This is a genomic window from Mycobacterium sp. 852002-51971_SCH5477799-a (assembly GCF_001667145.1).
GTDB lineage: Bacteria > Actinomycetota > Actinomycetes > Mycobacteriales > Mycobacteriaceae > Mycobacterium.
This window is the reverse complement of record NZ_LZIF01000103.1, coordinates 63,395-75,079: the sequence shown is the minus strand read 5'-3', so window position 1 is coordinate 75,079 and position 11,685 is coordinate 63,395. Positions and strand designations below refer to the sequence as shown.

13 protein-coding genes are annotated in these 11,685 nt (G+C 65.6%); 1 reads left to right on the top strand and 12 read right to left on the bottom strand.

The window, feature by feature from the left end; translation table 11 throughout:
• Positions 1-137 precede the first annotated feature (137 nt).
• The 5 genes from A5753_RS24370 to groES all read right to left on the bottom strand — a co-directional run bounded on the left by A5753_RS24370 (position 138) and on the right by groES (position 4,316).
• Positions 138-602, bottom strand: a complete 465-nt coding sequence (locus tag A5753_RS24370; protein ID WP_156656115.1) for a hypothetical protein — start codon at positions 600-602, stop codon at positions 138-140.
• A 123-nt stretch (positions 603-725) separates the two neighbouring features.
• A complete protein-coding gene (locus tag A5753_RS15145) occupies positions 726-1,055 on the bottom strand; it encodes a hypothetical protein (RefSeq protein ID WP_156656114.1) in 330 nt (109 codons plus the stop codon).
• A complete protein-coding gene (locus A5753_RS24365; RefSeq protein ID WP_156656113.1) occupies positions 1,045-2,001 on the bottom strand; it encodes a hypothetical protein in 957 nt (318 codons plus the stop codon). The genes A5753_RS15145 and A5753_RS24365 overlap by 11 nt, the downstream gene beginning before the upstream one ends.
• Before the next feature lie 306 nt (positions 2,002-2,307).
• Positions 2,308-3,933: a chaperonin GroEL gene (gene groL / locus A5753_RS15140; RefSeq protein WP_067129447.1), complete on the bottom strand. Its 1,626-nt coding sequence runs from the start codon at positions 3,931-3,933 to the stop codon at positions 2,308-2,310.
• Positions 3,934-4,013: 80 nt separating this feature from the next.
• Positions 4,014-4,316 (bottom strand): co-chaperone GroES, encoded by a 303-nt coding sequence (groES, locus tag A5753_RS15135; RefSeq protein WP_067129444.1) that lies wholly within the window; start codon positions 4,314-4,316, stop codon positions 4,014-4,016.
• 283 nt (positions 4,317-4,599) lie between these two features.
• Between groES and A5753_RS15130 the strand changes: the two genes are divergently transcribed.
• On the top strand, positions 4,600-5,238 hold the full coding sequence (locus A5753_RS15130; protein WP_156656112.1) for a C39 family peptidase: 639 nt from the start codon (positions 4,600-4,602) through the stop codon (positions 5,236-5,238).
• Here the strand turns inward: A5753_RS15130 and tsaD are convergent.
• The 7 genes from tsaD to A5753_RS15095 form a co-directional block, all read right to left on the bottom strand.
• Entirely contained in the window at positions 5,235-6,260 is a 1,026-nt protein-coding gene (gene tsaD / locus A5753_RS15125; RefSeq protein WP_067129442.1) for a tRNA (adenosine(37)-N6)-threonylcarbamoyltransferase complex transferase subunit TsaD, read from the bottom strand. The genes A5753_RS15130 and tsaD overlap by 4 nt on opposite strands.
• The gene (gene rimI, locus A5753_RS15120; protein ID WP_067129440.1) at positions 6,257-6,724 is read right to left on the bottom strand and encodes a ribosomal protein S18-alanine N-acetyltransferase; all 468 of its coding nucleotides are present in this window, start codon (positions 6,722-6,724) and stop codon (positions 6,257-6,259) included. The genes tsaD and rimI overlap by 4 nt, the downstream gene beginning before the upstream one ends.
• Positions 6,721-7,344: a tRNA (adenosine(37)-N6)-threonylcarbamoyltransferase complex dimerization subunit type 1 TsaB gene (tsaB, locus tag A5753_RS15115; protein WP_067129439.1), complete on the bottom strand. Its 624-nt coding sequence runs from the start codon at positions 7,342-7,344 to the stop codon at positions 6,721-6,723. Before tsaB ends, rimI begins: the two co-directional genes overlap by 4 nt.
• Positions 7,341-7,838 carry a tRNA (adenosine(37)-N6)-threonylcarbamoyltransferase complex ATPase subunit type 1 TsaE gene (gene tsaE, locus A5753_RS15110; protein ID WP_255361366.1) on the bottom strand — a complete coding sequence of 166 codons (498 nt, stop codon included), beginning with the start codon at positions 7,836-7,838 and terminating at the stop codon, positions 7,341-7,343. Before tsaE ends, tsaB begins: the two co-directional genes overlap by 4 nt.
• On the bottom strand, positions 7,831-8,880 hold the full coding sequence (locus A5753_RS15105) for an alpha/beta fold hydrolase (RefSeq protein WP_197694700.1): 1,050 nt from the start codon (positions 8,878-8,880) through the stop codon (positions 7,831-7,833). The genes tsaE and A5753_RS15105 overlap by 8 nt, the downstream gene beginning before the upstream one ends.
• 52 nt (positions 8,881-8,932) lie before the next feature.
• Positions 8,933-10,099 carry an alanine racemase gene (alr, locus tag A5753_RS15100; protein ID WP_067129434.1) on the bottom strand — a complete coding sequence of 389 codons (1,167 nt, stop codon included), beginning with the start codon at positions 10,097-10,099 and terminating at the stop codon, positions 8,933-8,935.
• A gap of 181 nt (positions 10,100-10,280) precedes the next feature.
• Positions 10,281-11,645, bottom strand: coding sequence for a glutamate decarboxylase (locus A5753_RS15095; protein ID WP_156656120.1), 1,365 nt, complete (start codon positions 11,643-11,645; stop codon positions 10,281-10,283).
• Positions 11,646-11,685 lie beyond the last annotated feature (40 nt).

Below are 11,685 nucleotides of genomic sequence, written 5' to 3'. Positions count from 1 at the left end.
GCGTACCCCAAGGGGATACCCCTCCCCAGGCCCTCCTGACCGGTCGGTTATGCGGCAGACCTATCGTGTACGGGTTTTACGGTTTCATAAGCCAACTGCGAGCACCACTGCGCACGGCTGGGGGTGCGCTGGCTACATCAACCTGCTGCCGCGTGCCGCTGATGTGCCGCCGCATCAACGGTCGCAATATCGGTTTCTGTCAGGAAATACTGTTTAGACAGGTCGCTCTTGAGTTGATTCGTCAGCTTGCCTATTTCCACTGTTCGCCGAGCGTCGTCAAGACCTTCAGCTTCCGCCGCCTTATCGATGATCTTGTTGAAGGTTTGGGATGGCATTCGGCGAGCGAGCTGTATACCCAGCATTGATGGAAAGACCGCGGCGAAGGCCTTCCTAGCTTTTTCAGCGCTTGGAGCCATTCCAAGAAAGTTCAGGAGAAATTCCGGCCGCATGATGTACCGAGCCCCATTTTTCTCGATTATGTCCTCGGTAAGTCTGACTATTTTGGTTTCGCCGGTGAGCCACCAGGTGCCCCAACCGAATTCGGTAACTCGGGATGTCTCACCTCGCTGTCGTCGCCTTCCATAGACGGCAAGTGCCAGCAAGGGGTCATTTCGCGCAAGTTCGGCATTATATTTTATCGCTACCCGCTTCTCAGTAAGACAGTGTAGATCCTTAAGCTCGACCAATTTCTCCAGATCGGCTGCGGATTCATAGTGAAATCCGAATTACGATTGCAAGTATTGACGTATGTCCTCATACGCATCCCCTTTTTGCAAGGTAGCGTAGGTGCAAAATTGCCCCACGAAACCGGACCAGTCGGTTGGACGTCGCCGACCGAGATCAGGGTATAATTTCGCGTAGAGGTAAGCACGCAGCATGATCTGCGGCACGGCGCGGGCAATATCGTAGCTGAGCGCATGCTCCATCTGGCGGATATGGTTTGAATACTCGAGATCCGCAGTTCGAAGATGACTTACTACTTCGTTTAGAACTGGCTCAGTCAGAATCAACTTGGCACCCGCGCGGGCCGCGATGAGCAAGGTGTTACGCGTCATGCGGTCCGGCTCCGGAATAAAATGCTCGCTGAGGGCTCGCACGATTGTCCGCACCAACGTAGAGCCGGAAATCTAACGACATATCCTGGAAGAACTCCAGGAGCCTCGGCTCCGTATTTAGCGTGAATAGTAAGGCATACGTCCTAGAAAGAGTCTGCAGATATCGACGCTCGTCTTCGGTCGAGCTGTACAGAACTCCACGCAAGGCAGTGAACGCCGCATCACCGATAAGCTGTCCCGTTTTTCCATAGTGCTGGTGTTCCACGAGAGCTTGTCGAAGAGCTTCGGTAATGGTAGGAAATTCGCCTTCGTTGCCAGCGATGTAAATTGAGAATTCGAGACCTTGACGTTCGAATGCAAGTTGAAGTGCTCGCAAAGCGGTTGCTGCGGCCTGGCGCGTTCGCACCTCGCCAAGCCCCGGCTGAGGGCCGGTTGTGGCTCGTATTCGATCTTCAAGCTGTTGGAGAACTCGTAAGCGCAGCGGCTCGTCTTCGGTATTCTCTTCCTCGATTTTTTTGCGAATTTCATATTGAAGGCAGAATGCATCGACTGGCTTGTGCCAGTTGACTGCTCGGCCGCCGCGGTAGTTTCTTTTGCTCATCTTTCTGAGTCGCGATGTAATCCGCTGGCCAACCAATTCGCGGACCGACGGCAGCTCGTCAGTGATACGTTCAAGCACTTCGTCGACAGTGCGGAGGATGCAGTGGTAAGCCGCTTTTGTGCCGTCGTCATCGTTAATATGCAGCGCGATATAACCGCCATCGCGAATGGCGATCGTCACGTTGAGTTCTTTGGTGAGCTCCCGTTCAACTCGGTCGGAGTAGCGCACAGCATTTGGTGTTAGATAGACGAGATTCGTCGGTGTTCGTCCGAATTCTTTGATCCGAGCTACGGTGCGGCGAATTTTCGCCTCTACATCTTCCTCGATGCTGGCCTGGTAGAACACTCCGGGCTCTGTCGCGTCCCCCCAAATCTGGCCGTCGCGCGCATCAGCGCACCGTCCTTATACCCACCCAGGGGTATAAATTTGGTACCAACGATGGTTGAGTAGAAGGCGTTTACAAAATTCTCAAATGGCACGCCTTCGGCACGCTCTAAGGCGATTTGGACGTGGTCGGGGTGGACTCGCTGGCTTGTCATGGCACCGTGGACATCATACCGACCGTGGGCAGCAGGCGTGTCGCATGCTAGGTGTCCCATTGCGGCAACGAGAAAACCCCCGCCGTAGCGGGGGTTCCTCGTACCTCTCAATTCAGTGAGCGTGGCCGTGATGATGCCCGTGGCCGTGGTCGTTGGCCTCCTCGGCCGGCTTGTCGACAATCGCCGTCTCAGTGGTGAGGACCATCCGGGCCACCGACGCCGCGTTGAGCACCGCCGAGCGGGTGACCTTGACCGGGTCGATGACGCCGTCGGCGATCAGGTCGCCGTAGGTCAGCTTGTCCGCGTTCAACCCGTGCCCGGTGGGCAGCTCGGTCACCTTGTGCACAGCGACCGCGCCGTCGAGTCCGGCGTTAGTGGCGATCCAATACAGCGGTGCCGCCAACGCGTCGGAGAAGACGTCGACACCCAGTGCCTGATCGCCGCTCAGGGACTTGCGGAGCTTTGTCAGCGCATCGCGGGTCTGCAGCAGCGCCGAGCCGCCACCCGCGACAATGCCTTCCTCGACAGCCGCTTTCGCGGCCGCTACGGCATCCTCGACGCTTTCCTTGCGTTCCTTGAGCGCGGTCTCGGTGGCCGCTCCCACCTGGATCACGGCCACGCCGCCGGCCAGCTTGGCCAGCCGCTCCTGCAGCTTCTCGCGGTCCCAGTCGGAGTCGCTCGCCTCGATCTCGGCGCGTAGCTGCTTGATGCGGTTGGCCACCGCATCCTTGGCGCCACCGCCGTCGACGATGACGGTGTCGTCCTTGCTGACCACCACGCGGCGGGCCGAGCCCAGCACATCCGTGCCGACCTCACGCAGCAACAGGCCCGCGTCGGGGTTGATCACCTGGCCGCCGGTCACCACCGCCAGATCCTCCAGGAAGGCCTTGCGGCGGTCGCCGAAGAACGGCGCCTTGACCGCGACGGCCTTGAGCGTCTTGCGGATGGAGTTGACGACTAAGGTCGCCAGCGCCTCGCCCTCGATGTCCTCGGCGATGATCAGCAGCGGCTTGCCCGATTCGGCGACCTTCTCCAGCATGGGCAGCAGGTCGGGCAGCGAGCTGATCTTGTCCTGGTGCAACAGGATCAACGGGTCGTCCAGGATGGCCTGCTGCGAGTCGAAGTCGGTGACGAAATACGCCGACAGGAACCCCTTGTCGAAACCGACGCCCTCGGTGAACTCGAGCTCGGTGCTCAGCGTCGAGGATTCTTCGACACTCACCACGCCGTCGGTGCCGACCTTGGTCATCGCCTCGCCGACCAGCTCACCCAACAGCTGGTCGCGCGACGACACGGTCGCCACCTGCGCGATGGCGTCCTTTCCGGAGACCGGGGTGGCCGACGCCAGCAACGCCTCGGACACCGCGTCGGCGGCCTCGCTGATTCCCACGCCAAGTTCGATGGGGTTGGCGCCGGCCGCAACCAGCCGCAGGCCGCCCTTGACCAGCGCCTGGGCCAGCACGGTCGCGGTCGTGGTGCCGTCGCCGGCGACGTCGTTCGTCTTGGTGGCCACCGACTTCACCAGCTGGGCGCCCAGGTTCTCGAACGGGTCTTCCAGGTCGATCTCACGGGCGACGGTCACACCGTCGTTGGTGACGGTCGGGCCGCCGAATGCCTTGGCCAGCACCACATGCCGGCCTCGCGGCCCGAGGGTCACCCGCACCGCATCGGCGAGCCTGTTGACGCCCGCCTCGATCGCGCGACGCGCTGTCTCGTCGTACTCAATGATCTTGCTCATCAAACTCCTTCAGCCAAACGCATGCCGCCCCGGAAATCACCCGCGCATGACGCGGGGATCGCCGGGGCGGAACACGGTTCTTACTTGGAGACGACAGCCAGCACGTCGCGTGCCGACAGGATCAGGTACTCCTCGCCGCCGTACTTGATCTCGGTGCCGCCGTACTTGCTGTAGATGACGGTGTCGCCTTCCGAGACGTCCAGCGGGATGCGCTTCGCGCCATCGTCGTCCCACCGGCCGGGGCCGACTGCGACGACGGTGCCTTCCTGCGGCTTCTCCTTGGCGGTGTCAGGAATGACCAGACCAGACGCGGTCGTGGTCTCGGCCTCGTTGGCCTGCACGAGAATCTTGTCCTCGAGTGGCTTGATATTCACCTTCGCCACGATTGGAGCCCTCCACTGTTTGGGTCGGGTCCGGGACGCGCCCGGACCGGAGTTGACGGCCGGTACGGGTTGACCCCGCACCTGCCGAGTTATCAGGTGTTCGGCATCCGTCCATGCCCGAGCGCCGTCGTCGCGGGTGCCGACACAGGGCTTGGCCGATTGCCACCTAGCACTCTATACACGAGAGTGCTAGCACTCAAGGGCACCCCGTTGCTTCTCAGTAGAGTCGCGGTCGTCGCGGCGAGTCGCTTCGCACAAACCGGCCGAAGTGAATAATTGATCCGTGCACTCGGGCATCTGGCGTGCCACCGGCGCCGCCTTGGCGATAGCGAACATCATGGCGTTCTCGGCGGTCTGCGCCGGGTTGACCGGGGTGGCCCACGCCGACCCGAACGGCCAGATGTACGGCAACCCCCAAGCCGCCGCGCCCTACTGGCGCTATCAGATCGGCGAAGACTGCGGCCTGATGGCCGTCGCCGACGTGGTCGGCCAAGTCACCGGCAAAGAACCCAGCCAGGTCGGCGTCGAGTTGCGTGGCGTGTTCACCAGAAGCGAAGTCCACCATGGCGGTGTCTACTTCTTTGACGGCACCTCTCCGCAAGACATGGTGCTGCTGCTGAGCAAGTACGGTGTCCAATCCCAGCTGACGACGGGCAACACCTTGCCCGGAATGGAGCAGGACCTCGCCGCCGGCCGCAAGGTGATCGCGGCGATCAACGCCGAGACCATCTGGAACTACCCGCAGGGAAAGGGACAGCGGACCAGCGCCGACCACGCGGTCGTCGTCACCGGCGTCGACACCCGCAACAACATCGTTCACCTCAACGACAGCGGCACACCCAACGGTCGCAACGAGCTGATTCCCTTGGCCACCTTCACCCGGGCCTGGGCGACGAGCAACAACCTGCTCATCGTCGCCTAGGCCACCTGCCCGCGGACCACCGGCAGCCCGGGATCGCTGGGTACGTCCAACGGTGACTGCGGCGCCCCGGCGGCCACCAGGTGCGCGGCGAAGGACGCGATCATGGCCCCGTTGTCGGTGCACAGCCTGGGCTTGGGGATCCGCAGCATCAGCCCGGCTTCGGCGCTGCGCTGCTCGGCCAGCTCGCGCAACCGCGAATTCGCGGCCACTCCACCGGCGATCAGCAGGGTCTTCACGCCGAGATCGGTGGCCGCGCGCACCGCCTTTTTGGTCAGCACGTCGGCGACGGCTTCCTGGAACCCGGCCGCAATGTCGGCGTTCACCGCGTCCGGGTGGCTTTCCAAATAGCGCGCCACGGCCGTCTTGAGCCCGGAGAAGCTGAACGCGTACCGGTCGTCGCGCGGCCCGGTCATGCCGCGCGGGAAGGCGATGGCATCGCGATCGCCGGTGCGCGCCAGCTCGTCGAGGACCCTGCCGCCCGGATAGCCCAGGCCGAGCAGCCGCGCCACCTTGTCGTAGGCCTCGCCGGCGGCGTCGTCGACGGTGCTCCCCAGCTCGACGATCGGCTCGCCGAGCGAACGCACCTGCAACAGGTGGGTGTGCCCGCCGGAGACCAGCAACGCCACACACTCGGGCAGCGGCCCGTGCTCGTAGACGTCGGCGGCGAGGTGTCCGCCCAGGTGATTCACCGCGTAGAAGGGCACCCCCCACGCGGCCGAATACGCTTTGGCCGCAGCGACTCCCACCAGCAGTGCACCGGCCAGTCCGGGACCGATGGTGGCCGCGACGACGTCGGGCTTGTCCAGGCCGGCGGTCGACAGCGCGCGGCGCATGGCGGGCCCCAGCGCCTCCAGGTGCGCGCGTGAGGCGATCTCGGGAACCACGCCGCCGAACCGCACGTGCTCGTCGACGCTGGACGCCACCTCGTCGGCCAGCAGCGTCACGGTGCCGTCGTCGTGCAGCCGCGCGATGCCGACTCCCGTTTCGTCGCACGAGGTTTCGATTGCGAGGATAGTTGTCACAGCGCCTCCCTGCGCATCGTGTACGCGTCGGCGCCGCTGATCCGGTAGTAGCGGCGGCGCAGGCCGATCTGCTCGAACCCGAGGCTGGTGTACAGCCCGATGGCCGCCTCGTTATCGGTGCGAACTTCCAGGTACACGGCGCCGCCCTCGGCGAAGGTCAGCAGCTCCTCGAGCAGCCGGCGACCGATGCCCCGGCCCTGGTAGGCGAGATCCACGCCGATGGTGTGCACCTCGTACTCGTAGGGTGGGGTGCGGCCTAGCCGCGAGATGCCGGCGTAGCCGACCAGCGTGTCGCCGACCCGCGCGGCCACGTAATGGTTGTGGGCACTGGCCAGTTCGCGGTGGAACGCCGCCGCGGGCCAGGGGTCGTCGCCGTCGAAGAGCTGGGCTTCCAGCTCCGCGCAGCGTCGCGCGTCGGCCCGGGTCAGGCCGCCGACCGTCACGGCCTCACCGTGGGCGGTCATTGGCGGGCCGCCAACGGTTTGGCGTCGGGTCGACGCAGATACAGGGCCACCAGCGGTTCCGGGTCGACCTGCCAATCGGCCACCGCCGCAACCAATCCGGCGGGCGTCGGGCAGCTCGGATCGCACACCGGCAAACCGAACAGGCCGGTGTGTTCGGGTGAGCCCGCGACGGCCGCAGCCGAGCCCGGGTTGACGTCGGCCGCGGCGTTGACCGCGGGTCCGTGAGTGCGTACGCCGTCGCGATACCGGGCCCAGTAGACCTCCCGCCGGCGGGCGTCCGTAACCACCAGTGTGTCCCCGGCGGTTCGCACGCCGATGGCGTCCAGGCTGCACACACCGAAAACCGGGACGTTCAGCGCGTGCCCATAGGCGGCGCCGGTGGCCATTCCGGCCCGCAGTCCGGTGAAAGGCCCCGGTCCACACCCCACCACGACGGCATCCAGGTCGGCCATCGTCAGACCTGCATCGCCCAGGGCCGCAACGACATTCGGAGTAAGCCGTTCGGCATGGGCCCGGGCGTCGACGGTGACGCGCTCGGCGAGCACACACAAGTCCTCACGGCGCACGACCCCGGCCGTCACGGCCGGCGTGGAGGTGTCCAGCGCGAGCACGATGCTCATGAACCACACTCATTGCCGGCGTTGTCGGCCCACCGCCAGGTCGCTATCCGCACATCGGATCCGGTGACGCGCTCGAGCCGGATGTCCAGGTGCCGTTCGGCCAGCCGCTCGACCAGGCCCTCGCCCCATTCCACGACGACGACAGCGTCGTCGAGATCGCTGTCCAGGTCCAGCGAATCGAGTTCGCCGAGCAGGCCGGCGCCCTCATAGTCGGCGTGGTCGAGCAACCGGTACATGTCGACGTGGATCATGGCCGGGGCGCCGGACCGCCGCGGCGGATGCACCCGCGCCAGCACGTAGGACGGTGAGGTGACCGGCCCGTCGACATCCAATGCCGCCGCAATTCCCTTGGCCAGCACAGTCTTTCCCGCACCGAGCGGACCGGAGAGCACCACCACGTCACCCGTCCGCAGTTGTTGCCCCAGCCGCGAGCCCAGCGCCATGGTGTCCTCGACGCGCTCCAGCGTCGCGTTGCCGCCATCAAATTCAGCCACGGCGCCGCAACCTTTCTCGCATCCGTCGCATCCGCAGCGCGACCCTGCCCGGGGTGGCCCGACTGACCAATCGGGCCAGCCCGCCGTTGATGGCTTCGGGCTTGTCCAGCAACGCCAGATGGCTGGCCCCGGCGACGATGACCAGCTCGGACTGCGGCAAGCTCGCGGCCATTCTTCGGGAATACTCGTCCGGGGTGAGCAAATCGTGGTCGCCACAGGCGATCAGGGTCGGGATGCGCAGCAAGGTCCACAGCCCGGCGGTCTCGTCATGCTTTTCCAAGGCGTCCAGAAAGCCCACCATCGTGGGGATCGGGGTGCCGTTCATCATGCGCTGGGAGAACGCGTCCAGGCTCCGGCTGACCTGCAGGTCGCTGTAGGAGGCGGCCCGCAGCACCGGGCCGATCAACGATCGGGACACGTTGCGGCCGCGGTGCATCAGCTTCGGCGCGGACCGTGCTGCGACCCGGACCGCTTCCAGCGCAGGATTTTTGAGTATCTCGCCCAGTGGCGACCTCGAAACACCCTCCGCCGCCGAGGATATTAGCGCGGCGCCCACGATTCGGCGTCCGTACTGCTCGGGAAACTGGCGGGCATGCGACAGCACCGTCATGCCGCCCATCGAGTGGCCCACGAGCACGATCATTCCACGCGGTGCCACCACGTTCAGCACGGTTTGCAGGTCCCTGCCGAGTTGGGTCAGCGTGTAGGTCTCGGGATCGGCCTCGCCGGATCTGCCGTGCCCGCGCTGGTCGTAGAAGACCATCCGCACGTCGGGACCCAACTGTTCGGGCAGCCGCGTGCGCTGAAAATGAAAGGCGCCCATCTGCAGACAGAATCCGTGAACGAACACCAGGGTCAGTGGTGCGTCGGCCGGACCGGCTTCGCGGACCGCCAGCGGTATCCCGTCGGGAGTGGTCACCACCAGGCTGGTGTCGTCCTCGAGCCTGTTGAAATCCTCATGGGCGTACGGGTCTTCGATCGCGGCACGCTGGGTCATCGACCGGCGGGCCGAGGCTCCGATGATGGTGGCGACGGCCGTCACCCCCGCACCTCCCGCAAGCCAGGCCCTACCCCTACGGCGCCTGCGGGATTCCTCAGGACTCAACGGTTCGCGCCTCGCGGTAGGTTCGGGTGATCCGCCCGCGGGGGCTGGTCACCACTTCGTAATGGATGGTGCCGAGCAGATCGGCCCACTCCTGTGCGGTGGGCTCACCGCTGACGCCCGGCCCGAACAGGATCGCCTCGTCGCCTTCGGCCACGTCGGTGCGTCCCGGCCCGAGGTCGACGACGAACTGGTCCATGCAGATGCGCCCGACGCCCGGTCGCCGCTTGCCGTTGATCAACACCTCCAGCCGACCACCCAGCGACCGGAAGACGCCGTCGGCGTAGCCGACCGGGATCAGCGCGAGGTTGGTGTCGCGCTGCGCGGTCCAGGTGTGGCCGTAGGACACACTCTCGCCCGCGCTGATCGACTTCACCAGGGCCACAGTGCATTTCACCGTCATCGCCGGCACCAGACCCATGTCGCCGCGCTCGGGCACCGGGCTCAACCCGTATATCGCGATGCCGGGGCGCACCATGTCGAAGGCCAGGTCGGGACGCGACATCGTGGCCGACGAGTTCGACAGGTGCGCCACGTCGAACCGCACGCCCTGGTCGCGCGCCTCGGCCAGCATGTCGCTGAATCGTTGAGCCTGAAGGTTATTCACGGGATTGGCGGGCTGGTCGGCGTACACCATGTGCGACATCAGCCCCCGCAGCACGATGGCCTCCTCGGCGGCGGCCCGGCGCAGCGCGGTCAGCATCGAGGGGTATTGCGCCGGGGGTACCCCATTGCGGTTCAGTCCGGTGTCGACCTTGACGGTCACGGCCGCGGTCCGGCCGGTGCGGCGCGCCGCGTCCAGCAGCTCGTCGAGTTGGCGCTCCGACGACACGGCGACCTGAATGTCGGCCAGCAGCGCGGGCCCGAAGTCGATGCCAGGCGGGTGCAGCCAGGCCAGCACCGGCGCGGTGATTCCGGTCCCGCGCAGCGCCAGCCCCTCGGCGACGGTGGCGACACCCAACTCGGTGGCCCCCGCGGCCAGTGCTGCGCGCGCCGTCTGGGCGGCTCCGTGGCCGTAACCGTCGGCCTTGACCACAGCCATCACCTGAGCGTCGCCGGCCTGCTCGCACAGCAGCCGCACGTTGTGCCCTATCGCGCCCAGGTCGACCAGGGCCTCAGCAAGGATGCCCGGTGTCAGGGATATCGGCGTAACGGCCAAGGAAGTCGCGCTCCCACTCGTCTGTCTGTCAGTTCCGCAGCAGCCATTGTCCCAGAACGCGTCGGCCACGCCGTTCGCCGACGGCGGGTGGAGCGCCCGCAGCCGGGACAGCATCGCCGCAGTAGCCACAGTCGCCACACGCGTCCCGGCGGCCGGCGGGCCCGCAGCCGGTGCGACGGACTCAGTGCGCGAAGTGCTCGGCGCTGTAATGCCCGCCCGGCTTGAGCTTGTCCAGCGACGCCAGCGCGGTGCGGGCGTCGTCGTGCAGGGACCGGGCCAGGTCGGCGGACAGCCCCTCGCGCACCACGATGCGCAACACCGAAATGTCGGTGGCGTTGTCCGGCATGGTGTAGGCCGGCACCTGCCAGCCGTAACCGCGCAGCTCGTGGGAGACGTCGAACTCGGTGTATCCGCGGTCCCTGGAAAGCCGGAAGCTGACCACCGGGATCGCCGAGCCGTCGGAGATCAGCTCACAATGCTCACCGGTCCGCAGCTGGTCACCCAGCCAGCGCGCGGTCGACGACAGCGTCTGCATGACCTGCGTGTAGCCCTCGCGGCCCAGCCGCAGGAAGTTGTAGTACTGGCCGACCACCTGGTTGCCGGGCCGGGAGAAGTTCAGCGTGAAGGTCGGCATGTCCCCGCCCAGATAGTTCACGTGGAACACCAGATCCTCGGGCAGGTACTCCTTGCTGCGCCACACCACGAACCCGACGCCCGGATAAGTCAGCCCGTACTTGTGGCCGCTGACGTTGATCGAGACCACCCGGGGCAGCCGGAAGTCCCACTTCAGGTCGGGGTGCAGGAAGGGCACCACGAACCCGCCGCTGGCGGCGTCGACGTGGACCGGAACGTCCACCCCACCGCTGGCGGCCAGCTTGTCCAACGCCGCACAGATCTCGGCGATGGGCTCCAGTTCGCCCGTGTAGGTGGTGCCCAGGATCGCCACCACCCCGATCGTGTTCTCGTCGACGTTGTCAATGACCTGCTCGGGCGTGATCACGTAGCGCCCCTGCTCCATCGGCAGGTAGCGCGGTTCGACGTCGAAGTAGCGACAGAACTTCTCCCAGACCACCTGGACGTTGGAGCCCATCACCAGGTTCGGGGTGCGTGTCTTCCAATCCTTGCCGACCTTTTCTCGCCAGCGCCACTTCATCGCCAGCCCGCCCAGCATCACCGCCTCGCTCGAGCCGATGGTCGACACCCCGCATGCGCTGGACGGGTCGTCGTCGCGCAGGCCGTCGGCGTGGAACAGGTCGGCCACCATGCACACGCAGCGCTGCTCGATGGCCGCGGTCGCCGGGTACTCGTCCTTGTCGATCATGTTCTTGTCGAACGTCTCGGCCATCAGCCGCCCGGCCTGAGGATCCATCCAGGTGGTGACGAAGGTGGCCAGGTTCAGGCGCGAGCTGCCGTCGAGCATCAGCTCGTCGTGGATGAAGCGGTAGGCGGCCTCCGGATCCATCGACTCGTCGGGCATCCGCAGCGCCGGCACGGGCGCGGTGAACAGGCGGCCCGTATACGCCGGGGCGATGGAATGCGCGGGCATGGAAGGGTGTTGGGGCACAACGAATCCTTTCTCAAGGTCT